This window comes from Maricaulis sp. (assembly GCF_030149515.1).
GTDB lineage: Bacteria > Pseudomonadota > Alphaproteobacteria > Caulobacterales > Maricaulaceae > Maricaulis.
Genome location: NZ_JASBRI010000020.1, coordinates 102,314 through 124,637 on the forward strand (window position 1 = coordinate 102,314; position 22,324 = coordinate 124,637).

Consider the following 22,324-nt stretch of genomic DNA (forward strand, 5'->3'; position numbering starts at 1 on the left):
CCAGCTTTCGCTGGGATGACGGTGGTGGGCGTCAATCGATCGGGGCCGGAACGGTATCGCAACCCAGTCCGGCACTTCCCTGCATGGCGGCAGGCAAAACGCTCCCGGATGGCGCGCCAAGTGTGCGCATGCAACAATTGTCTTCCCAAAATGCTCGGAAGCGCGTTTCATGGTAACGGTACCATGAAACTGCGAAGGGGAGATCGCTTACATGCCCGCCGAAAAACTGCTCGTCGCCAATCGCAGCGAAATCGCCATCCGCATCATGCGAGCGGCCACGGAGCTGGGCCTGAAAACCGTCGCCATCTATGCCGAAGAGGACAAGCTGGCGCTGCACCGGTTCAAGGCGGATGAGAGCTATCGCGTCGGTGCGGGCCTGGGGCCGGTCAAGGCCTATCTGGATATCGACGGCATCATCGCCATCGCCAAGCGCAGCGGCGCGACGCTGATCCATCCCGGCTATGGCTTCCTGTCGGAAAACCCGGATTTCGCCGAAGCCTGTGCCGAGGCGGGACTGACCTTTGTCGGCCCCTCGCCCGACACGATGCGCGCCCTGGGCAACAAGGTCGCAGCGCGGGACATGGCGGTGGAAGCCGGGGTGCCCGTCGTGCCCGCCACAGGTCCGCTGCCCGACGATCCGGCGGACTGGGAAAGCCAGGCCGGCGCGGTCGGCTACCCCCTCATGCTCAAGGCCAGCTGGGGTGGCGGCGGACGCGGCATGCGTGTGGTCGAGACTGCCGGTGAACTGACGGCCCAGGTCGAGGCCGGCCGGCGCGAGGCCGAAGCGGCCTTCGGCAATGGCGAGGTCTATCTGGAAAAACTGATCCGCCGCGCCCGCCACATCGAGGTTCAGATCCTGGGCGATGCCCACGGCAATCTGGTCCACCTCTTCGAGCGCGACTGCACCGTCCAGCGGCGCAACCAGAAAGTCGTCGAACGCGCGCCGGCACCGGATATGACGGACAAGACGCGCACCGCGATCTGCGACGCCGCCCTGCGCCTGTGCCGGCATGCCGGCTATCGGGGCGCGGGCACGGTGGAGTTCCTGCTGGATGCAGATACGGGCGACTTCTACTTCATCGAGGTCAATCCCCGCGTCCAGGTCGAACACACGGTGACCGAGGAAGTCACCGGGATCGACATCGTGCGCGCCCAGATCCAGATTGCCCGTGGCGGCCATATCGGCGTGGAGGCCGAAACCGGCGTACCGGAACAGGGCAAGATCGAACTGCATGGCCATGCCCTGCAATGCAGGGTGACCACGGAAGATCCGCAGAACAATTTCACGCCGGATTATGGCCGCATCACCGCCTATCGCGGCGCCACCGGTTTCGGCATCCGCCTGGACGGGGGCACGGCCTATTCCGGCGCGGTAATCACGCGCTACTTCGATAGCCTGCTGGAGAAGGTGACCGCCTGGGCGGCAACGCCCGAGGAAGCCGTGCGGCGCATGGACCGGGCACTGCGCGAGTTTCGCATCCGCGGCGTCTCGACCAATATCGCCTTCCTGGAAAACGTCATCAATCATCCCGATTTCGTCTCGGGAAACATCACCACCCGCTTCATCGACACCACGCCCGCCCTGTTCGATTTCCCCAAGCGGCGCGACCGGGCAACCCGCCTTCTCTCCTTCATCGCGGACGTCTCGGTGAACGGCAATCCGGAGGTCAAGGGCCGGCCGGGACCGCCCGCCCATGCCCGCACCCCGGTGCCTCCGGCCGCAGCCGGCCCGCCCGTTCCCGACGGGACCAAACAGATCCTCGACAAGGCCGGCCCGGAAGGTCTGCGCGACTGGATGCTGGCCCAGGACCAGGCGCTGATCACGGACACCACGATGCGCGATGCCCACCAGTCGCTGCTGGCCACACGCATGCGGTCCTACGACATGGTGGCGGTCGCCGAGGCCTATGCCCGGCACCTGCACCGGCTGTTCTCGATCGAGTGCTGGGGCGGGGCGACCTTCGACGTGGCGCTGCGCTTCCTGAAGGAAGACAGCTGGGACCGGCTGGCCGAACTGCGCGAGCGCATCCCCAACGTGATGCTGCAAATGCTGCTCAGGGCCTCCAACGCCGTCGGCTACACCAATTATCCCGACAATGCGGTCGATCACTTCGTGCGTCAGGCGGCAGAGACCGGAATCGACGTCTTCCGCGTCTTCGACAGTCTCAACTGGGCGGAGAACATGAAGGTAGCCATCGCCTCGGTGCTCGAGACGGGCAAGGTCTGCGAGGCGGCGATCTGCTATACCGGCGATCTGGGCAATCCTGACCGGCCGAAATACCAGCTGGACTACTATCTCGAACTGGCGCGCGAGCTCAAAGGCGCCGGCGCCCACATTATCGGCATCAAGGACATGGCGGGTCTGGCACGGCCGGCCCAGATCCGCACCCTCGTGAAGGCCTTGAAGGACGAGACCGGCCTGCCGGTCCACTATCACACCCATGACACGTCGGGCATTGCGGCTGCGACGGTGCTGGCTGCCTGCGAGGCGGGCGCGGATGCCGTCGATGCGGCGATGGACAGTTTCTCCGGCCTCACCTCCCAGCCCAATCTGGGCTCCATTGTCACCGCCCTGGCCGATACCGGACGCGACAGTGGGCTGGACCCGGCCACGATCCGGCGCTTTTCCGACTATTGGGAGGATGTGCGCACCCAGTACGCCGCCTTCGAATCCGATCTGCGCGCGGGCGCCTCGGAAGTCTATCTGCACGAGATGCCGGGCGGCCAGTTCACCAATCTCAAGGAACAGGCCCGCGCCGTCGGCCTGGCCGAGCGCTGGCACGAGGTCGCGAAAATGTATGCCGACGTCAACCGCATGTTCGGCGACATCGTGAAAGTGACCCCCTCGTCCAAGGTTGTCGGCGACATGGCGCTCTACATGGTTTCGTCGGGTCTGACGGTGAAGGACGTCCTCGATCCGGACACCGACATCGCCTTTCCGCAAAGTGTGACCGGCCTTCTGCGCGGCGATCTGGGCCAGCCGCCGGGCGGCTGGCCGGCCACGCTGCAGGCCAAGGCCCTCAAGGGTGAAACACCCTCGACCGACCGGCCCGGCAAGCATCTCGCCGCGGTCGATTTCGACGCCGTGCGCGACACGATCAAGGGCCATGGCGAGCGGCCGGTGAACGAAAACGATGTCGCCTCGGCCGTGATGTATCCGAAGGTCTTCGCCGAGTACGAGGATCACCGCGCCCGGTTTGGCCGCGTCGACAAGCTGCCCACGCCCGTCTTCTTCTACGGCATGGAGGCCGGCGAGGAAATCACGGTCGAGATCGACCGGGGCAAGACGCTCAACATCCGCCTCATGGCGATCGGCGAGGCCGACGATCACGGCGAGCGGGAAGTCTTTTTCGAACTGAACGGCCAGCCACGCGTCATCCGCGTCGACGATCGCGCCGTGGCGCCCACCGTGGAGGCCAACGAGAAGGCCGACATGAACAATCCTGCCCACGTCCCCGCGCCGATGCCGGGCCTGATCGCCACCCTTGTGGCATCGGAAGGCCAGACCGTGAAGGCCGGCGACGTGCTCATGACGCTGGAAGCGATGAAAATGGAAACCTCGATCGCCGCCCTCCAGGCCGGCACGGTGAAACGCCTGCCGGTCAAGGCCGGCAGCCAGGTCGACGCGAAGGATCTGCTGGCCGTGGTGGAGTAGGCCCGTCTTTCCGGGGAGAAGGGATCGAGGGGCGGTGAAGGGGCGCTCCGGGAGGATGAGAACAATCCGCCGGCCGCACCCCGCCCGTCAGGCCTGGTTGTCCGTCATTGCGGACATGTCTACCGCCGCATGCTCGCCGAACTTCGCCGGTTCGACGAGCAGTTCGATCAGGCCGAGCACCTGGGTCAGTTCGCCGACCAGGGCCTGGACGCGGGACTGGTCGGCGAGCGGACGGCTCATGGTGCCGATCTCGAAGAAATCGCCGGTTTCCGCGGCGATCAGAAGCTCGCCCTGGCCACTGTCGGCGTCGAACAGGGCGCGCACATGCTTGCCGTGCAGCGACTCTTCCAGAGCCAGAAGGCGCTCCATGAAGGACGGTGTGAGCATGTAGCGGGCGAGGACCTGGTCATTGCCATAGACCTCGAAAACACGCTCGAATTTCGGGTCCACCAGACCGATCCGCTCCAGCTTGTTCGAGCCGAAGGAGCGGCCCAGTGCGGCCAGCCCGTTGAACCAGCCCCTGTCGCGCGTGATCACGGTGACACCCTCGACCCGGCGGGGAAAATTGATGCGGATCAGCACGCCACGGAAGACCGTGACGTAGTAGGTGCGCTTGTCGGAGCGGCGCTTCTGTTCGAGATGGGCTTCGTAGAGCTCGAAATCACAGCCCTCGCGGTGCCCGGAGAAATGATCCTCGAAAGCGCGCCGGTCCGAGGACGGCAGCAGACCGTAATCGCGGAAGGTGGAAAACCGCGCCGGTTCGGCGGGCGTGCCGGCATAGCTCAGGCCGAGCGCCTCGGCGACCGCCGTGTTGAGCCTGGACTTGACCCGTTTGGCCAGCCGGTGAACGCGGCGATTGCCGATCAGAAGCCCGGCGACAAGCCCCCCGGCCAGGCCGAAGGCCGCAATCACGGCCTCGCCTGTATTCGCGGCGACAGCCGCCCCCGCACCCAGGCCCAGCACGGCCCCGCCCAGCGTCCACAAACGCCGCTCGCGCACGGCCGCGCGCCGCTCGCTCTCCAGTCCTTCAAGCCAGGGTTTGAGCCTGTCGTTCCAGAGCGTGTTCCAATCAGCCTTGCCGGCGTCCTCGGCCATCAAATCCCCTGCAGTCGCTCCAGCGCCTCGGCCATCTTGGCCTTTTGTGCGGTGTAGTCTGCAAGTTTCGCGCGCTGTTCGGCAACCACTTCGGCGGGGGCGTTGGCGACGAATTTTTCGTTGCCGAGCTTTTTCTCCAGACGGCCGATCTCGCCGTCCAGCTTGGCCAGCTCCCTGGCGATCCGCTCGCGTTCGGCATCGAAATCGATGACGCCTTCCAGCGGCAGCGCCAGCGTCGCCTCGCCCAGAACGCTCTGGGCGGAGGCTGGCGGCACACTGTCGGCCACGCCGATATCGGCCAGTCGCGCCATCCGCGAGATCAGGGCTTCATGACGCTCCAGCCGCGCCGCGGTCTCGGCACCGGCCCCGACCGCGACGAGCGGTATCCGGGCGCCGGCGGGCACATTCATCTCGGCGCGCAGACGGCGGATATCGGTGACGAGATCGATCAGCCAGCTCATCTCGGCCGTCGCGGCCTCGTCTTCCAGACCGCCCAGCTGCGGCCAGTCGGCAACGATCAGCTGGGTCCCGCGCTCGCCGGTCTGCTGCCACAATTCTTCGGTGACGAAGGGCATGAAGGGGTGGAGCATTTTCAGCGCCTGGTCGAGCACGAAGGCCGTGGTCGCCCGCGTCTCGGCCTTGGCCGCCTCGTCCTCGCCCTGCAGCAGCGGTTTGGCGAACTCCAGGTGCCAGTCACAGAACACGTTCCAGACGAATTTGTAGGCCGCCGCTGCCGCATCGTTGAAGCGGAAACCGTCGAGCCCGGCCTCGATCGCCTTCACGGCCCCGGCGGCCTCGGACAGGATCCACTTGTTGACAGTCCGGGTCACCGATTTCGGATCGAAATCCGCAACCGGGCGGCACTCATTCATCTCGCAGAAGCGGGCCGCATTCCACAGCTTGGTGGAGAAATTGCGATAGCCCTCCACGCGCTCCCTGGACATGCGGATATCGCGTCCCTGCCCGGCCTGGGCGGCCAGCGAGAAGCGCAGCGCGTCGGCACCGTATTCCTCGACGATTTCCAGAGGGTCGATCACATTGCCCTTGGACTTGGACATCTTCTGACCCTGCTCGTCGCGTACGAGAGCGTGGATATACACGTCCTTGAAGGGGGCCCTGTCCATGAAGTGCAGGCCCTGCATCATCATCCGGGCGACCCAGAAGAAGATGATGTCGAAGGCGGTGATCAGCACCGAGGTCGGGTAGAACTTCTCCACGATCTCCGGCGTGTCATCCGGCCAGCCCAGCGTCGAGAAAGGCCAGAGCGCAGAGGAAAACCAGGTGTCGAGGACGTCCTCATCCTGCGTGAGGGCAACGCCGTCGCCCTTGGCCTTGCGTGCCTGATCCAGCGCAGCCGCTTCACTCATTGCGACATAGACATCGCCGTCGGCATCGTACCAGGCCGGCACCCGGTGCCCCCACCACAGCTGGCGCGAAATGCACCAGGGCTGGATGTTGCGCATCCATTCGAAATAGGTCTTTTCCCAGGTTTTCGGATGGAAGGTGGTGCGCCCGTCCTCAACGGCGGCGATGGCGTCCTTCGCCAGCACATCCGCATTCACGAACCACTGGTCGGTCAGCATCGGCTCGATAACGACGTGGGAGCGGTCGCCGAAGGGCTGCTGGATCTTCTTGTTCTCGACCAGGGGGACCTGATTGCCCTCCTCATCCGTCACGGTGACGGCCAGGCCTTCCGCGGTGATCGCCTCGACGATCTTCTTGCGCGCTTCGAACCGGTCGAGCCCGCGATACTCGTCGGGCACGAGGTTGATGTCATCCACTTCGGCCTCGGACGGCAGCGCGCCGCCCTTGGCGATCGCCATCGCCCGGGCCGCGCAGTCCGCATAGGGTGCACCGTCGGTGCGCAGGGCGGCCTGCATGTCCATCAGCCGGTAGAGCGGGATATTGTTGCGCTTGGCGACTTCATAGTCGTTGAAATCGTGGGCACCGGTAATCTTCACCGCACCGGAGCCGAACTCCGGATCGGGATACTCGTCGGTGATAATCGGGATCAGACGGCGGTGCTCCTTCGGCCCCACCGGGATCTCGCACAGCGCCCCGACAAGGGACTTGTAGCGCTCATCGTCCGGATGCACCGCCACCGCACCGTCGCCCAGCATGGTTTCCGGGCGCGTGGTGGCGATGGAAATCCAGTCGCGCTCTTCCTCGAAGACAATGTTTCCGTCCCCGTCCTTTTCCACATAGGTATAGCTGCGGCCGTCGGCGAGCGGATACTTGAAGTGCCACATATGCCCGTCGACCTCGACATTCTCCACTTCGAGGTCGGAGATCGCGGTCTCGAACTTGGGATCCCAGTTCACCAGCCGCTTGCCGCGATAGATCAGGCCCTGTTCGTACAGTTCGACGAAGACTTTCAGCACCGCCTTGGACAGGCCCTCGTCGAGGGTGAAGCGCTCGCGCGACCAGTCGCAGGAGGCGCCCAGGCGGCGCAATTGCTGCAGGATCGCGCCGCCGCTTTCGGCCTTCCATTCCCAGACGCGGTCGATGAAGGCCTCGCGTCCCATTTCCCGGCGGGACATATTGCCCTCTTCGGCCAGCTGGCGCTCGACCACCATCTGCGTGGCGATACCGGCATGGTCGGTGCCCGGCTGCCAGAGCACGGAACAGCCCAGCATGCGCTTGTAGCGCACCAGCACGTCCTGGAGCGTGTTGTTCAGCGCATGGCCGATGTGCAGACGCCCGGTGACATTGGGCGGCGGAATGACAATCGAGAAGGCCTCCGCATTGTCGTCATCCTTCGGCTGGAAGGCGCCCGAGCGCTCCCAGGCCTCGTAGATCCGGGTTTCGGCGTCTTGGGGATTGAAGGTCTTGTCCATCATGGGTCCGCACGTGTTGGGGCGCACATCCGCGCTTTGGCACTTTTATGGACATCTGCCCGCACTTGTCAGCCCGGCAGCTGCGGAAGACGACCCCAATGAAAAAGCGCGCCCGGCAGGACGCGCTTTCCAAAAGTCGCTACCGGCCAGCCCCTAACGCCGGCGGCGGGCCACGCGGTCGATCTCGGCCTGGACCTTTTCGTCCACGATGGCCGGCAGGTTGGAGTCGAGCCATTCCTTCAGCATCGGACGCAGCAGCGCGCGCACCACGCCTTCCAGGGTACGTCCCTCTTCCTCGGAGACGCGGATATTTTCCGCCAGCGTGTGGAAGGAGCCCATGGCGGCCGTGGCCGCCGGTTCGGACATGATGCCGTCGGAGACTTCTTCCTCGAGCGCGTCGAAATCGATTTCCGGCTCGGGCTCCGGCTCGGGTTCGGGCTCCGGAGCCGCTGCTACCGGCTCGGGTTCCTCCTCGCGATCGACGATCATCAGATCGTCGTCCACGGCCATCGGATCGGTGCCGCCGTCGGGATCCTCGATCTTGTCGGTCAGTTCCAGAACATCGGCATCGTCGCCGGCGCCGGCATCGGTGTCGCCGGCCTCGTCGAACATCGCATCGACATCGTCCTGGGATGCCGGCTCGTCGGCCGCGGGCGCGGCCTCTTCGGCCTCGGCCGTCTTGTCGTCATCATCCTCATTGATGATCCGGCGGATCGAGGAGAGGATTTCTTCCATCGACGGTTCGTTTTCGGCGGTCTGCTCAGCCATGCGCCAGGTCCTTGCGATATGCGGGTCTTATTCTCTTGTAACGCGAATTAACCGGGTCGAACAAAGCCTGTCCAGCCCGCGACTCTCAGGACAGGCTAGTCCCAGGGCGTTAAGTCAAGGTTAGGGAACCCCGATTCGCTTCGATCTTCAGCAGCCGGATCGTAAATTTCCACGTTCAGCCCCAGTTGCGAGGCCGAAACCGCCCCCATCGCCTGCAGAAGACGGTAGCCGGCCACGTAGGAATCCCGTTCCGCGGTCACCAGGGTGAGCCGCGATTCCAGAAGTTCCTGTTCCGCATCAAGCACATCGAGCGTGGTCCGGATGCCCACATAGGCCTCCTGCTCGACCCCGTCGAGCGCAATCTCGTTGGCCCGCACGGCCTGGCGCGAGGACTCGATCACCGCCAGCGACGCCATGTAGGCGCTCCAGGCATTGGTGACGCCTTCGGTGACCTGACGGCGCGCCTCGCGCACCTGGAAACGGGCTTCATCCTCCTGGGCGAGCGCGGCGCGAACACGCGACCGATTCAACCCGCCGGTGAAAAGCGGCACCGAAATCTCGCCACGCACAACCGTGGAATCGCGGACATCGCCGGAAAAGTTCGAATCGCGGGCCGAGGAATGCGACGCGTTCAGGGACACTTGCGGCCGCAGATTGGCGCGGGCGATCCGGATCGCGTGCCGGGCGGCCTGTTCCGCATACTGGGCCGCCAGCAATTGCGGGCTGGACGCATAGGCATATTCGGCGGCGTCGGCGAGCGCGTCCGGCATGTCCGGCAGGGCCGGCGGTTCGGACAGGGTCGCCGGCGGCTGGCCCGTCACGCGTTCATAATAGGCGCGGCTGGTCGAGAGCTGTGACTGGGCTGCGGACAATTGCGCCTGGGCGCCGGACAGGCGCGCCTCGGCCTGGGCCACATCGGTGCGGGTGATCTCGCCGACTTCGAAACGGTCGCGCGCCGCCTGCAGGTGCTGGGCGAGCACTTCGGCATTGTTGCGGCGGATCTCGACCACTTCGGCATCGCGCCGCACATCCATGAAGGCCGTCACCGCGTCCACGAGCACAGTCTGCTCGGTGGCCCGCAGGGTTTCCCGGCCGGCCATGATGACCGCAGTCGCCTGATCGATCGAACCGCTGATCCGGCCGCCCTGGTAGATCGCCTGGCTGGCACTGATGGAATAATTCTTCGGCGTCGCATCGCTTTCGCTGTTCGAGGGCACGCGCTGGCCGTTGATGACGAAGGTGCTTTCCGATTCCACGTGCTGGCGCGAGATCGAGGCAGAAGCCGACACCGACGGCAAACGCCCCGCCTGGGCTTGCACCCTCTGCTCGTCCGTGGCCCGCAAGCGTGCGCGCTCGGCCTGCAGGGTCGGATTGGAATTATAGGCCAGCGCCAGTGTCTCCTCGAGCGACTGGCCCGCCGCGACGCCCGACATTGCCAGCATGGACACACCGCCAGCCAGAGCCAGCGTCCAGTTTCTAAACCGCGTCATCTACGCACCCCTCGAACCGGCAGGCCATCTGCGGCCTGTCCCCTGTGGAAACCATAATAACGCCGGCTGGCCCCAAAGCCAGCGACGCGATGTCGCTTGCATATAGGAAGCCCTCGCACAGAAGTGAACGCCGTTCACCTGAATTTTTCGCAAGCTGGATCAAGCGTTGGGCATCGACACTGCTAACGCGAGCGCTGGCAGATTCCGTCGCCGCCGGCTGCCCTAGAACGCGAAGCGGGGTTCGGCCTCGAAACCGGGCAGGACTGCGGCACTGGCATCGAACACGACGCGTTCGCCGATGCCGGCACCGGACCGGGAGAACACCGTCGCCTTGCCGACCGGCCCATTGCGCACGATGACTACGAGCCGGCCGCCTTCGGCCAGCTGGTCGAACCAGGCATCGGGAACCGTGTCGACCGATCCATTGACGAAAATCACGTCGAACGGCCCCTGCTTGGGCACGCCGGCCTTGGGGTCGCCTTCAACGACAACCGCATTGTCGGCACCAACCTCGGACAGGAGGGCCGAGGACCGGGACAGACCGTCCTCATCGTCCTCCACGCCGACAACGGTCTCGGCCATACGCGCCAGGATCGCCGTGGAATAGCCGCGCCCGCCCGCGATATCGAGCACGACCTCGTGGGGCTGGATGTCGGCCGCGTGGATCAGCTTGGCCAGGTCGCGCGGACGCATCAGCGTACGCGTCTCGCTGGTCGCCACCTGCGTGTCGGCATAGGCAGCGGCGCGGCGCGAACGCGGCACGAAGAGATGGCGCGGTATGTCCAGGAAAGCCGCGATCAGACGCCGGTCGGTAACGTCGGCCGGGCGGATCTGGCTATCCACCATATGCTTGCGCGCCTGTTCGAATTCGCTCACGGGTCTCTCCCTCGCGGAACCGGTTCGCGCTGATATATCCTGCCCGCACAAAACTCGGCAACCACCCCACTGCGTGCGGGGCTATTTGCGGCGCGGGCAATTTCACATACCGGTGATGTGGCGGATTGCTCCGCTCGCGCACACCGGTTATAGCTCCCGGCTCGCAAGTCAGCGGCACCGTGGCGGAGTGGCTACGCAGAGGACTGCAAATCCTTGTACCCCGGTTCGATTCCGGGCGGTGCCTCCACCCTTCGTCCCAAGGGCGCGACGCGGGATTGTTTGCGACAGGTCCTTTCGACTTACGCGCGCACCGTGCCGTCCGGATTGACGCCGGCCTTTTCCAGCTCTGCATCCAGCCTGCCCGTCAGAAACAGGGCATACATGCGATAATCGCCGATCAGCGACCAGAGCGGATAGGTGAAGGTGGCCGGCTTGTTGCGCTCGACGAAGGCGTGGCTGACCCAGGCGAAGAAATAGCCCGCCACGGGCACCGCCGCGAGCGCCCACCAGGTCCGCGTCACCACGGCGCCGATCAGTACCAGGATGGCCAGGGTCGAACCGACATAGTGCCAGGCACGTGTCGCCGGCCTGGCGTGTTCGCGCAGATAGAAGGGCCAGAAGGACCCGAAAGTCTCGTGTTCGCGCATCGCCATCTCCCCTGATGCAACCGGTCCGAATCAGTAGCACGGCAGGCGCCGGGCCGCGAGACAGGTTCGGGCGAGGTTATCGCACTCTCAACGGCAAAGACCGCATTTCCCGGAAATCATTAGGCTTTGGGCAAGGACGATGAACCAAACGCCCAATTCTACACGCCCGATTAACCTACTCTTAAGGGTTCTGACCCAATCCTTCACACGTCTTCCCGTGAAGACACCCCACCATCCACCCAATGCCTTTTCGGGAGCCTCTGCGGCTCCCGATTTTTTTTGCAGGAAGTCCCTGCATCTTGCGCAGCAGGGTGCTTGCGCGGCGAGCCGAAGCTCTGATAAAAGCCACGCCTCGCTTGCGAGACATGTGTTCCCCGGTAGCTCAGTTGGTAGAGCAGGTGACTGTTAATCACCGGGTCGGCGGTTCGAGCCCGTCCCGGGGAGCCATTTCCTCCTTTCAGTAACATCGTCCGACGCTGCACGCTGCGTTGCCGCGCCGCGGCCGTCTATTCCGCAAGGCGTTCGTCCAGTGCGCGGGCCGCTTCGAAGAAGCGCTGCCGCAAGGCCGCTGCGTGGGGATTGTGGCGCTCGATCGCCCGGAAAAGTTCGTCGCTGTCCTGGGAGACCAGACGCGCCGCCTCGGCAAGCAGATCGTAGCTGCGTGTCGTATAGGGCGCTTCGGGCAGGCCGAGATCGGTAATCACCCGCGACACCAGATGCGTCAGTGCCTGCACGCTGGCCATGGTGCGGTCATGGGTGTCGGCGTCCGAGACATGCATGGCAAGGCCGAGCCTGTCACCCAGGAAGGCGGCGACACACTCCGTATCCACGCCCGGTCCGGGGCACAGGACGATCGACTGACCTGCCACGCCGTCTGCCGCACTTTGCGGACCGAACAGGGGGTGCGTTCCGAGAATGCGCGTTTGCGGGGGCAATTCCTCGTGCAGGATGCGCATGGGCTCCAGCTTCACCGAGGCCACGTCGAGGACCAGCGCGCCGGGCTGCAAATGCGGCGCGATGGCTGCGGCGGCCTGCGCCATGGCCTGCACCGGCACGGCCAGGATCACGCAGGGCTGCGCGGCTGCCTCCGCCAGTCCGGCCAGGCGCACGCCCGGTACGTCCGGCACATCAGGATCGTAGCCAGTCAGCTCCGCGTGCGGAGCCAGATTCCGGGCTGCCAGTGCCCCGAAGGCACCCAGGCCAATGAGACCGATACGGGGGCGCTCGCTCATCGGCCGGCTCCGCCCGGTTTCGTCAAAATGTCCAACTCTCGCATGACCGCCCGATCTCCCACGGATTTGGCGGATTATGCATGCGCCCCGTCAGTGCACCACACCCGTGTCAGCGGGAAATGCGATCACTTTGCCATCCTCGCCCGCTTCGCTCTGGCGCTTCCACATCGCGGCATAGAGCCCTTCGCGTGCAAGAAGTTCGGCATGGGTTCCGGATTCCGCAACCCGGCCCTCGTCGAGCACGAAAATGCGGTCGGCCCGGGCGATCGTGGACAGGCGGTGCGCCACGGCGACGGTCGTGCGCCCCCTGGCGGCCTCGGCCAGGGCCATCTGCACATCCGTCTCGGTCTGGCTGTCCAGCGCGGATGTGGCCTCGTCCAGGACCAGGATGGCCGGATTTTTCAGGATGGCGCGGGCCACGCCCACGCGCTGCTTCTCGCCGCCGGAGAGCTTCAGTCCGCGCTCGCCGACCCGGGTTTCCAGCCCGTCCGGCAATGCATCCACGAAATCGGCCAGGCGCGCACGCTCCAGCACGTCGCGGATCTCCGCCTCGCTCGCATCCGGACGCCCGTAGACGATGTTGGACCGCAGCGTGTCGTTGAACAGGACCACGTCCTGGGGCACCAGGCCCAGCGCCTCGCGCAGGCTTTCCTGGGTGAGATGGGCGATATCCTGTCCGTCTATCTCGACACGCCCCGTATCGGGGTCGTAGAAGCGGAACAGGAGCCGCAGCACGGTCGACTTGCCCGCACCCGAGGGGCCGCAAATCCCCACGAAACTGCCAGCCGGTATATCCAGGTTCACCCCATTGACCGAACGCGAACGCCCGTCATGGGTGAAGCTTACGGTCTCGAACCGGACCGCCCCGCCCGCCAGATGCAGCGGTTGCGCATCCGGCGCATCGGCCACTTCGGGCTTGAGTGCCAGGGTCTCATAGACACGTTCCATGTCGACCGCGCCCTGCTTGATCTCGCGATAGGCCCAGCCGAGAATGTTCAGCGGCTGATAGATATTCATCAGGATCATCGTCACCGCAGCCACATCGCCGGGCTGCAGCACGCCGTTCCACGCCTTCCAGCCCGCCGTCAGCGCCATCGCCAGCAGTCCGCCATTCATGATCAGCGCCTGGGTGCCGTTCAGCAATGCCAGCGAGGACTGCGACCGCGCGGCCGCCCTGGCGTAGCGGGTCATCGCCCCGTCAAAGGCCTCGGATTCGCGGCGCTCGGCGGCAAAGGCCTTTACCGTCTCGAAATTGATCAGGCTGTCGACCGCCCGCGCCGATGCCTCGTTGTCGGCCTCGTTCATGGTGCGCCGGATCTTCACGCGCCATTCGGTCACCGACCAGGTCAGGGCCATGTAGATGGCCACGGTGACAATGGCGATGGCGGCAAATTCCCAGCCGTATTTCACGCTGAGCACTCCGGCCGCGAGGACGAGCTCCAGCAGCGTCGGGGCAATGTTGAAGATCAAAAAACGCATCAGGAAATCGACGGCCCGCGCGCCGCGTTCGATGATGCGGTTGAGAGCGCCGGTCCGCTTGGTCTGGTGATAGCCGATCGACAGGCCCTGGACGTGGGCGAAGGCCTTCACCGCCGTCAGGCGCTGGGCGTCCTGGCTGACCGGGGCGAACAGGGCATCGCGCAATTGCGGCGCTCCCACCGACATGAAACGCGCCACGGCATAGGCGATGAAGGCCAGCGCAAAGGTTCCGGCAATGCCCGACAGCGCCGCCGCGGCTGCTCCGTCCCGGGAGTTGCCCCCCTCACCGCTACCGACATGCCGGGAGATCAGGTTGATGCCGTCGCCGAAAAAGACCGGCGCGGACACGGCGAAGAGTTTCGCCAGTATGGTCAGGCCCAGCGCGACGCCCATGCGAAAGCGCCACTTGGCCATTTCCGGCGACGCCAGAAGCGCGAACAGGCGCAGCATCGTTGTGCCGAGAGATCCCTGGGGGGCAGACTTGGCCTCGGCCTCGGTATCGGTGGGGAGCGGTCTCATAGGGGCTGGAGATAGGGCCTGAGCGGTCCGCGCGCCAGTGCCCGAGCTTCAGAGCGCCGCGTGCCTCTGCGTGCACACACATATTTTCCCGGTCGTGTTACGGGGAAAACAGGAAGGTGTTTGCCGAATGCGGGAGCAAAGCCCTACCCGTCGCCCTCCCCGTCCGTCTCCGGATCACGGGGCGCATCGAAGACCTGGCCGGGATAGATCAGGTCCGGATCGCGGATCTGATCGCGGTTGGCCTCGTAGATCACCGTGTACTGGATGCCCTCGCCATAGAGGCGCCGGGCCAGGCGCCAGAGCGAATTGCCGGGCTGCACCACGACCGAGTCGGGACCCAGATTGAGCGCTTCCGGAGCGACCCGTTCGAAGGGCAGCACGATCACGGCCGAGACATTGCCATCGGGGTCCACCTGGTCGATCTGGAGGTCGTAGACGCCGGGCGCCAGCAGCGAGCCGGCCTGAAGGTCCCAGCGTCCGTCGCGACCGACGGACGTTTCGCCCACCAGGGCCCCGTTGGCAAAGACCCGCACCGTGGTGCCGGTATCGGCGCGGCCGGAGAAGATCACGGCACCGGTGGCGTCATAGTCGACGGTTTCCAGCACCAGCGACCCCATTTCCGCATCCAGGCAGGACGGGCATTGCCAGACCCGGCTGGCTTCGCCAGGACGGCCTACGACCACCAGCGGCGTGGGTCCGCGCTGTTCGGGGATCGAAACGACGACAACCTGTTCGGACAGCATTTCCCGGCCGTCCGGCGCCACCATGCGCAGGGACAACTCGATCGCACCGGAGGGCAGCGGCTCGTCGGGGATGATCACCCACTCGCCGCGTTCATTGATTATCTGGGTATCGGCGCGCTGGCCCGATTCGTTCGTGAAGAAGAGCGGCTCGCCATCGGCCAGGAGCTGGATCGTCGCACCGGGCTCGCCGCGGCCCGCGGTGACGGCAGACCCGACCGGCGCCACGCGCACGATATCGAAGACCGGCGGCGCGATCATCGCGGCCGGCGCCGCGTTTTCCTCCGCATCCGTTTCGTCCGTGTGTGCGGCAGGTGGCGTTTCAATCCCGGTTTGCGACGCCGGGCGATACATGATGAAGGCCAGCGCGGCGGCGATCGCCAGCGCGGCCAGGGCAGCAGCGATAATGAACGACCGCGTTGCGGTCATGGCGGGCCTCCTGTCATCGATCGGCCAGAGCGGGACACGCCGGCCGGCGTCCTGATACTGGATGCAAGCCTCGCGCCGACAGCTTCCGGCGAATACCATCCCGTCCGGATAAAGCAAATATGGGCGATTTGAGATGGCAAAAGTAAGGTCGATAGGTGTCTTTTGCGGCTCACGGATGGGTGAGCGGGCACAATACCGCGACGCCGCGGCACGAGTCGGCCGGTCGATCGCCCGCGCGGGATGCCGCCTGGTCTATGGCGGAGGCGATGTCGGCCTTATGGGCACGGCCGCCTCTGCCGCCGCAGCCGAGCACGGCGAGGTGCTGGGCATCATTCCCGGTTTCCTGATCGCCCGCGAGGGGCATCTCGACGGCGTGGAGGTGCGAATCGTGGAGACGATGAGCCAGCGCAAGAAGCAGCTGATCGAGGAATCGGACGCCTATATCATCCTGCCCGGCGGCACCGGCACGCTGGAAGAAGTGTTCGACGTCGTCTCGCGCCAGCAGCTCGCCCTGCACGACAAGCCCATCGTCTTCCTGAACACCGCCGGTTTCTGGACACCGGTCATCGCCCTGATCGAGCACACGGTTCGCGAAGGCTTCACCCCGCAGAGCCTGGCAGATCACCTGGATCTGGTGGACGAGCCGGAGGCGGCGGTGACACACCTTGTCGACCTGATGGAGAAGGCGCCGGCGGCCTAGCCATCCTCACCGCGCGGGTCGAACACGTCCTCGATCTTCAGACCGAACGCATCCGCCAGGGCAAACGCCAGGGTCAGCGACGGGTCGTGCTTTCCGGTCTCCACTGCGTTGATCGCCTGGCGCGAGACACCGACCCGTTCACCCAGCTCGGCCTGGCTCCAGCGCCGCTCTGCGCGCAGCACACGCAACCGGTTCCTCATCGTCCCGCCCGCCAGTAGAGCAGGCACTGGGCCAGGCCGAACACGCCGATAATGGCCGGCAAGACCCAGGTGAAACTGATCCGCGGCACATCGACGGCCCCTTCCAGGAAACCGTATCCGAACGTGGCAAACCCCACGGTGCCCGCACCCCACAGGAGAGCCTCGGTGGCGATGCGGCGCTGGAATTCGTCCAGGGCGTGAAAGCGCGCAATGAAGGCGTGCAGGGCGTATAGCGCGGGAACGAGCGGGGTCAGCGAGGCCAGCCCGGCCGACCATCCCGACAATTCCCCGTTCTCGATTGCCGCGACCGAGCCGAACAGGACGAGCACGTAAGCCAGCATGGCTGTGCCGAAATGGATGAGATAGCGCCGGTTTGCGGACATTATTCGCCCTCCCCGTTCAAGACGATGCCGGTGACAATGTCATGAAAAGCCGGCGCGCGGTCCAGCATGATGAAGTGGCGGCTGCCCTCGACGACGCGAATATTCACAGCGTCGAGGCCGTCATACTGACTGCGGTAGATATCCGCGAGCTGCGGCGCGCTGACCGGCACCCCCTCGGCCCAGGCGACCAGTACCGTGACATCGGCCTCGACCCCGGGCAGCACGGGCGAAAAGTCGGCGCCGGCGACCTCGCCGAAGGCGGCCGCCACGGTCGCCTGGTCAGAGGCGCTCACCCAGTCCATGACCTGTGCCTGTCCTTCTGCGGAGATCGACTGGACCGGCAGGCCCCGGCGCATCTGGCCGAGATAGACGTCGTGCGGCAGGCCGGCCAGCTGCGCCGCCATGGCCGCGCCCTGGTGCCGGGCCATCTCCGGCGTCGCGGCCGGATTGAACAGGCCCGCATAGAAGGGCGCGCTGTCGACAACGATCACCGCATCCACCCGGTCCGGCATGGCGGCCGCGATCTGGAGGGCGATCTGCCCGCCCATGGAATGGCCGACAAGCACGAGGTCGTTCAGGCCCTCCGCCTCGGCATGAGCGATCAACGCCGTTACGGCCGTGCGGATCACGCCCGCATCGCCGTAATCAGCCGGCGGCTCGCCGCCGAAGCCGGGCAAGGTGACAACATGCATGTCGGCCTCCCCGTCGAGCGCTGCGACCGTGCCGTCCCAGACCGCGCCGGGCGTGGCAAGGCCGGGGATCAGGACGACGCTGCGCGCGCCCGCGTCGCCGGCCCGTTCGATGCGCGGCGCGGTCTGCGCGCCGGCGCTGGCCAGCAGGCTGGCGAAAATGGCCGCCGCGACGGCGATCCAAGCAGCCGGCGTCATCCGGCCGGATCTGGGGTGTGACATAACGGTCTCCATCAGGTTTGTACGACTTTGTGTCATGCAAACCTGACAATTTGCGGTGCGATTGTCAATACAACCTGACAATATGACTTTCAAAGCTGACTTTTAGTCACTGCGCCGTCGGCGGGAAGCCGGGATTACGCTGTTTCACCCTTCAGGCGTTTGAGCACTTTCTCACGGCCGATCAGCGGCAACAGGACCGCCATTTCCGGGCCGCGCGCCTCGCCGGTGATCATCAGGCGAAGCGGCATGAAGAGCTGTTTGCCCTTGCGCCCCGTCGCGGCCTTCAACGCCTCTGTCCACTCGCTCCAACTGGTTTCGGTCAGCGCGCCGGCGGGCAGGTGTTCGGCGGCGGCGGCGGCATAGTCCGGCTCCTCGATCACCGGCGTCACCGGTCCCTCGACCAGGGCCGCCCAGGCTTTGACGTCCGACAAACGCTCCAGATTGGGGCGGACGGCGTTCCAGAAGGCCTCACCGCCATCGGCACCCATCGCCGCAACACGCGGCTGCACCTGGGCGTAGGGCATGGCATGAAGCAGTTTGGCATTGACCCGCTTGAGCTCCTCCGGATCGAAGCGGGCCGGCGAACGCGACAGCTTGCCCAGGTCGAATCCATCCAGCAGGCCGTCCACATCGGCAAAGGCGTCGACGGGGTCCGAGGTGCCGATCTTGGCCAGGAGCGACATGATTGCCATCGGCTCCAGCCCCTCCTCGTCGCGCAGCTCCTGGATGCCCAGCGAGCCCATGCGTTTGGACAGCTTGCCGCCATCGGCACCGACCAGCAGCGCCTGGTGCCCAAAGACGGGTGCAGACCCGCCCAGGGCCTCGAAAATCTCGATCTGGGCGCCGGAATTCGTCGTATGGTCCTCGCCGCGGATGATGTGGGTGATCGCGGCGTCGATATCGTCGACGACGCTGGGGAGGGTGTAGAGGTAGGAGCCGTCCTCGCGGATCAGGATCGGGTCGGACAGGGAGGACGTCTCGATCGACACATGGCCGCGCACCATGTCGTCCCATTCCACCGGATCGCCGGAGAGTTTGAACCGCCAGTGCGGCTTGCGCCCCTCGGCCTCCAGCCTGGCCTTGTCCTCGCCGGACAGCGCCAGCGCCGCACGGTCATAGACCGGCGGGCGGCCATTGGCCATTTGCAGCCGCCGCTTGCGCTCCAGCTCCTCGCCGGTCTCATAGCAGGGGTAGAGGAGGCCCTTGGCCTTCAGCGCCTCGGCCGCCTCGCCATAGCGGTCGAAGCGTTCGGACTGGCGGAAGGTCTCGTCCCATACGATCCCCAGCCAGGTCAGATCCTCGCGGATTCCGTCCTCATACGCCTTCGTGGACCGCCCGGTATCGGTGTCGTCGATACGCAGCAGAAACGTCCCGCCCGCCTTGCGCGCGAAGAGATAGTTGAAGATCGCGGTGCGAACATTGCCGACATGAAGCTTGCCGGTCGGGCTGGGCGCAAAACGGACTTTGGTCATGGGACAAGGACCTTGGCTCAATTGGAGCCGCAGGGCTTAGCGCCGCGCGCGGGCCGGGGCAAGCGGGGGTTCAGTATGGCGGGCGGGAAAGGCGAGGCGGACCTACCCGCCCGACTTGAACCGGTTGGTGATCGGATAACGCCGGTCGCGGCCGAAATTCTTGGAGCCGATCTTCACGCCCGGCGGCGCCTGCCGGCGCTTGTATTCGGCACGGTAGAGCAGGTTTTCCACCTTGCGCACCATGGCCTCGTCCTGGCCTTCCGCGACCAGGTCGCGCACCGAGCGTTCCTCTTCCACCAGCCCGTGCAGGATGGTGTCCAGCACGTCATAGGGCGGCAGCGTGTCCTGGTCCTTCTGGTCCTCGCGCAGTTCGGCGGTAGGCGGTTTGGTGATGATGCGTTCGGGGACCACCTCGCCGACGGGACCCAGCCCAGGGGCGCGGGTCTGGGCGTTGCGCCACCAGGCTAGTTCGAAGACTTCCGTCTTGTAGACATCCTTGAGCGCATTGTAGCCGCCATTCATGTCGCCATAGAGCGTGGCATAGCCGACCGCCATCTCCGACTTGTTGCCGGTGGAGAGCACCATCGGCCCGAACTTATTGGACAGCGCCATCAGCACGACCCCGCGCACCCGCGACTGGATGTTCTCCTCGGTCGCATCCGGCTCGGTGCCCCGGAAGGACGTTTCCAGCGTCTTGCCGAACGCCTCGATCGTCGGCTCGACGTCGATGATGTCATAGCGGATGCCCAGCCGCTCGGCACAGGCCTTGGCATCATCCAGGCTTTCCTCGCTGGTGTATTTCGACGGCATCATCACCGCCCAGACACGTTCCGGCCCCAGCGCATCGGTCGCGATCGCCGCGGAAAGCGCGCTGTCGATGCCGCCGGACATACCCAGGACAACGCCTGGAAAGCCGGCCTTCTCGACATAATCGCGCAACGCCAGGACCATGGCCTTCCAATCGGCCTCGAGCCCCGAGAGGGTCTTCGCCTGCACACCGCCGCCGCATTTCCAGCCCGCCCCGGTACGCACCCATTCCGCCGCATCCAGCGTCTCCTCGAAGGTCGGCAGGCGCTGGATCGTCTCGCCATCGCTGTCCCAGGAAAAACTCGCCCCGTCGAAAACCAGCTCGTCCTGGCCGCCGACCTGGTTGACGAAGACCATGGCCTTGGGCGGGGCCCAGCGCTCGTACCAGGCGGAAAAGGCAGCCTTGCGCTCGCGCTCGATGGTGCGGCGCCAGGGCGAACCATTGATGACGATCATCATTTCCGCGCCCTGTTCGATCAGCGCTTTCGGCACCGCTTCGTACCAGATGTCCTCACAGACCGGCAGGCCCAACCGGATGCCGCGCCATTTGACAATTTCGGGCAACGGTCCGGGCGCGAAAACCCGCTTCTCGTCAAACACGGCATAATTCGGGAGTTCATGCTTGAAGCGCAGCGCGACGAGATGGCCCTCATCGACCAGGGCGACGGCATTGTGCAACTTCCTGCCCTGACGCCAGGGCAGGCCGACCAGCACGGCCGGTCCGGCCTTGGTGTCCTCGGCCAGCTGGTCGAGCGCGGCCTTGCAGGCCTCCACAGCCGCCGGCTTGAGCACCAGATCCTCGGGCGGATAGCCCAGCAGGAACATTTCCGGGAAGACGATCAGGTCGGCGCCGCGAATGCGCGCTTCCGACAACGCCGCCCGGGCCTTGGCCAGATTGCCCTTCACATCCCCGACGACCGGGTTGAGCTGGGCGGTCAGAATGGAAATCCGGTCTGTCATGATCGCGACTTAGACCGCGCCGCCCGCTCCCGCAAGTGGCACGCCGCCGCAACCGGTTCAGGAACCGTAGGTGCGCGCGCCGTCGATCGCCCGGGCCGCGTCCAGGGCGCGCAGCCCGGCAATCCCGGGCACGGCCACGGGTGTGCCGTCCAGCACGGAGGCGATGAAGGCATCGACATTGGCGCCCAGGGAATCCTTTGCGCTGGGATCCTCGGCAAAATCCGGATTGAGGTCGTAGGGCGTTGTGTTCTCGAAAGTCTTGGCGACGAAATCGATTTCCAGCACGCCGTTCTCGTATTCGACCCGCATGTGGCGGTCGCGTTCGTGATGAACTCGGCTGGCCTTGAGTTCGGCGATGCAGCCATTGTCGAAAACCAGCTTGGCCTGGGCCACATCCGGCGAGCCGAACCGGCCGTCGTCGACAATGCCGTCCACGGATTTCACGGCGCCCCCCGCCAGCGCGATAACCAGGTCGAGATCGTGCACCATCAGGTCCAGTGTCACAGAGACATCGAGACACCGGTCCGACGGCGGTCCCATGCGGCGCGCACAGACCCGCTTCGGCTTGTCCGGGACGCTCAACAATCCCATGGCATCAAAGACGAACCGCTCCTGGTGACCGACCTGCAGCACGCAGCCATGCGCCGCGGCCAGCGAGATCAGCTCCCGGGCTTCCTCGACGCTGGAGGCGATCGGTTTCTCCACCAGGACATGCCGGCCATTGGCCAGGGCCGCCGCTGCGGCTTCGAAATGATGCACGGCCGGGCTGGCCACGGTCAGGATATCGCAGTCTTCGATCAGCCGGGCGAGATTGTCATAGGGTTTCACCCCATGCCTGGCCGCCAGATCGCGCGCCTTGTCGCCATTCGGCTCGTAGATGCCGACCAGATCCGCGCGGTCGTGAGCGGCATATTTGGAGGCGTGAAATCCGCCGAACACACCCGCACCCACCACGCCGGCGCGCAGGACCTTCGTTTGCGATGACATGTCTTTTCCCTGTATGGCCGAGAGCGTGCATACCGGTCCGGCCTTGCGGATCAAGCAAGGCCTGCATCAACACGTGTTTCGGCAGGTTTCAAAATGCCCGCCGGCCGGCATCCGGACCGCCCTGCCCGCTTGCGCTG

At 65.5% G+C, this 22,324-nt stretch carries 17 protein-coding genes and 2 tRNA genes; 4 read left to right on the plus strand and 15 right to left on the minus strand.

The annotated features are described in order from the left end of the window. Positions 1–211: 211 nt before the first annotated feature. The gene (locus Q1U94_RS08490) at positions 212–3,655 is read left to right on the plus strand and encodes a pyruvate carboxylase (protein ID WP_300543350.1); all 3,444 of its coding nucleotides are present in this window, start codon (positions 212–214) and stop codon (positions 3,653–3,655) included. An 87-nt stretch (positions 3,656–3,742) separates the two neighbouring features. On the opposite strand, the gene Q1U94_RS08495 is transcribed toward Q1U94_RS08490, so the two are convergent. From Q1U94_RS08495 to Q1U94_RS08515, 5 genes are all read right to left on the minus strand, one after another. After that, complete coding sequence (locus Q1U94_RS08495; RefSeq protein WP_300543352.1) at positions 3,743–4,750, minus strand: DUF3137 domain-containing protein; 1,008 nt, start codon at positions 4,748–4,750, stop codon at positions 3,743–3,745. Beyond that, complete coding sequence (locus Q1U94_RS08500; protein ID WP_300543353.1) at positions 4,750–7,590, minus strand: valine--tRNA ligase; 2,841 nt, start codon at positions 7,588–7,590, stop codon at positions 4,750–4,752. Before Q1U94_RS08500 ends, Q1U94_RS08495 begins: the two co-directional genes overlap by 1 nt. Before the next feature lie 150 nt (positions 7,591–7,740). After that, the gene (locus Q1U94_RS08505; RefSeq protein ID WP_300543355.1) at positions 7,741–8,355 is read right to left on the minus strand and encodes a DUF2497 domain-containing protein; all 615 of its coding nucleotides are present in this window, start codon (positions 8,353–8,355) and stop codon (positions 7,741–7,743) included. Between the two features lie 95 nt (positions 8,356–8,450). Then, a complete protein-coding gene (locus Q1U94_RS08510) occupies positions 8,451–9,845 on the minus strand; it encodes a TolC family outer membrane protein (RefSeq protein WP_300543356.1) in 1,395 nt (464 codons plus the stop codon). A 222-nt stretch (positions 9,846–10,067) separates the two neighbouring features. Further along, positions 10,068–10,721 (minus strand): protein-L-isoaspartate O-methyltransferase, encoded by a 654-nt coding sequence (locus Q1U94_RS08515; protein WP_300543358.1) that lies wholly within the window; start codon positions 10,719–10,721, stop codon positions 10,068–10,070. Positions 10,722–10,894: 173 nt separating this feature from the next. On the opposite strand from Q1U94_RS08515, the gene Q1U94_RS08520 reads away from it, so the two are divergent. Beyond that, a tRNA-Cys gene (locus Q1U94_RS08520) sits at positions 10,895–10,968 on the plus strand. Between the two features lie 52 nt (positions 10,969–11,020). Here the strand turns inward: Q1U94_RS08520 and Q1U94_RS08525 are convergent. Then, positions 11,021–11,374, minus strand: coding sequence for a DUF962 domain-containing protein (locus tag Q1U94_RS08525; protein WP_366917276.1), 354 nt, complete (start codon positions 11,372–11,374; stop codon positions 11,021–11,023). A 365-nt stretch (positions 11,375–11,739) separates the two neighbouring features. On the opposite strand from Q1U94_RS08525, the gene Q1U94_RS08530 reads away from it, so the two are divergent. Beyond that, positions 11,740–11,815 (plus strand) — tRNA-Asn (locus Q1U94_RS08530). Between the two features lie 59 nt (positions 11,816–11,874). On the opposite strand, the gene Q1U94_RS08535 is transcribed toward Q1U94_RS08530, so the two are convergent. The 3 genes from Q1U94_RS08535 to Q1U94_RS08545 form a co-directional block, all read right to left on the minus strand. Continuing rightward, positions 11,875–12,600 (minus strand): prephenate dehydrogenase, encoded by a 726-nt coding sequence (locus Q1U94_RS08535; RefSeq protein WP_300543362.1) that lies wholly within the window; start codon positions 12,598–12,600, stop codon positions 11,875–11,877. Positions 12,601–12,690: 90 nt separating this feature from the next. Next, complete coding sequence (locus Q1U94_RS08540) at positions 12,691–14,598, minus strand: ABC transporter ATP-binding protein/permease (RefSeq protein WP_300543364.1); 1,908 nt, start codon at positions 14,596–14,598, stop codon at positions 12,691–12,693. Positions 14,599–14,741: 143 nt separating this feature from the next. Then, positions 14,742–15,767 (minus strand): LysM peptidoglycan-binding domain-containing protein, encoded by a 1,026-nt coding sequence (locus Q1U94_RS08545; protein WP_300543365.1) that lies wholly within the window; start codon positions 15,765–15,767, stop codon positions 14,742–14,744. Between the two features lie 133 nt (positions 15,768–15,900). Between Q1U94_RS08545 and Q1U94_RS08550 the strand changes: the two genes are divergently transcribed. Continuing rightward, entirely contained in the window at positions 15,901–16,467 is a 567-nt protein-coding gene (locus tag Q1U94_RS08550; RefSeq protein WP_300543367.1) for a TIGR00730 family Rossman fold protein, read from the plus strand. Here Q1U94_RS08550 and Q1U94_RS08555 read toward each other — a convergent pair. From Q1U94_RS08555 to Q1U94_RS08580, 6 genes are all read right to left on the minus strand, one after another. Continuing rightward, the gene (locus tag Q1U94_RS08555) at positions 16,464–16,667 is read right to left on the minus strand and encodes a helix-turn-helix transcriptional regulator (protein ID WP_300543368.1); all 204 of its coding nucleotides are present in this window, start codon (positions 16,665–16,667) and stop codon (positions 16,464–16,466) included. The two genes, Q1U94_RS08550 and Q1U94_RS08555, sit on opposite strands and share 4 nt — an antisense overlap. Then, a complete protein-coding gene (locus tag Q1U94_RS08560) occupies positions 16,664–17,050 on the minus strand; it encodes a hypothetical protein (RefSeq protein ID WP_300543369.1) in 387 nt (128 codons plus the stop codon). Before Q1U94_RS08560 ends, Q1U94_RS08555 begins: the two co-directional genes overlap by 4 nt. Beyond that, positions 17,050–17,961, minus strand: a complete 912-nt coding sequence (locus tag Q1U94_RS08565; protein WP_300543370.1) for an alpha/beta hydrolase — start codon at positions 17,959–17,961, stop codon at positions 17,050–17,052. The genes Q1U94_RS08560 and Q1U94_RS08565 overlap by 1 nt, the downstream gene beginning before the upstream one ends. Positions 17,962–18,095: 134 nt before the next feature. After that, positions 18,096–19,433: a glutamate--tRNA ligase gene (gene gltX, locus Q1U94_RS08570; RefSeq protein ID WP_300543371.1), complete on the minus strand. Its 1,338-nt coding sequence runs from the start codon at positions 19,431–19,433 to the stop codon at positions 18,096–18,098. 102 nt (positions 19,434–19,535) lie between these two features. Then, positions 19,536–21,200, minus strand: coding sequence for an NAD+ synthase (locus Q1U94_RS08575; protein WP_300543372.1), 1,665 nt, complete (start codon positions 21,198–21,200; stop codon positions 19,536–19,538). A 57-nt stretch (positions 21,201–21,257) separates the two neighbouring features. Continuing rightward, a complete protein-coding gene (locus Q1U94_RS08580; protein ID WP_300543373.1) occupies positions 21,258–22,187 on the minus strand; it encodes a Gfo/Idh/MocA family oxidoreductase in 930 nt (309 codons plus the stop codon). Between the last annotated feature and the right edge of the window lie 137 nt (positions 22,188–22,324).

What these genes read in the sequence shown, in the direction of transcription:
- gltX (WP_300543371.1), bottom strand. Translation starts at nt 19,433, where the DNA reads ATGACCAAAGTCCGTTTTGCGCCCAGCCCGACCGGCAAGCTTCATGTC.
- Q1U94_RS08505 (WP_300543355.1), bottom strand. Translation starts at nt 8,355, where the DNA reads ATGGCTGAGCAGACCGCCGAAAACGAACCGTCGATGGAAGAAATCCTC.
- Q1U94_RS08575 (WP_300543372.1), bottom strand. Translation starts at nt 21,200, where the DNA reads ATGACAGACCGGATTTCCATTCTGACCGCCCAGCTCAACCCGGTCGTC.
- Q1U94_RS08540 (WP_300543364.1), bottom strand. Translation starts at nt 14,598, where the DNA reads ATGAGACCGCTCCCCACCGATACCGAGGCCGAGGCCAAGTCTGCCCCC.
- Q1U94_RS08545 (WP_300543365.1), bottom strand. Translation starts at nt 15,767, where the DNA reads ATGACCGCAACGCGGTCGTTCATTATCGCTGCTGCCCTGGCCGCGCTG.
- Q1U94_RS08580 (WP_300543373.1), bottom strand. Translation starts at nt 22,187, where the DNA reads ATGTCATCGCAAACGAAGGTCCTGCGCGCCGGCGTGGTGGGTGCGGGT.
- Q1U94_RS08490 (WP_300543350.1), top strand. Translation starts at nt 212, where the DNA reads ATGCCCGCCGAAAAACTGCTCGTCGCCAATCGCAGCGAAATCGCCATC.
- Q1U94_RS08525 (WP_366917276.1), bottom strand. Translation starts at nt 11,374, where the DNA reads ATGGCGATGCGCGAACACGAGACTTTCGGGTCCTTCTGGCCCTTCTAT.
- Q1U94_RS08555 (WP_300543368.1), bottom strand. Translation starts at nt 16,667, where the DNA reads ATGAGGAACCGGTTGCGTGTGCTGCGCGCAGAGCGGCGCTGGAGCCAG.
- Q1U94_RS08550 (WP_300543367.1), top strand. Translation starts at nt 15,901, where the DNA reads ATGGCAAAAGTAAGGTCGATAGGTGTCTTTTGCGGCTCACGGATGGGT.
- Q1U94_RS08510 (WP_300543356.1), bottom strand. Translation starts at nt 9,845, where the DNA reads ATGACGCGGTTTAGAAACTGGACGCTGGCTCTGGCTGGCGGTGTGTCC.
- Q1U94_RS08535 (WP_300543362.1), bottom strand. Translation starts at nt 12,600, where the DNA reads ATGAGCGAGCGCCCCCGTATCGGTCTCATTGGCCTGGGTGCCTTCGGG.
- Q1U94_RS08560 (WP_300543369.1), bottom strand. Translation starts at nt 17,050, where the DNA reads ATGTCCGCAAACCGGCGCTATCTCATCCATTTCGGCACAGCCATGCTG.
- Q1U94_RS08495 (WP_300543352.1), bottom strand. Translation starts at nt 4,750, where the DNA reads ATGGCCGAGGACGCCGGCAAGGCTGATTGGAACACGCTCTGGAACGAC.
- Q1U94_RS08500 (WP_300543353.1), bottom strand. Translation starts at nt 7,590, where the DNA reads ATGATGGACAAGACCTTCAATCCCCAAGACGCCGAAACCCGGATCTAC.
- Q1U94_RS08565 (WP_300543370.1), bottom strand. Translation starts at nt 17,961, where the DNA reads ATGTCACACCCCAGATCCGGCCGGATGACGCCGGCTGCTTGGATCGCC.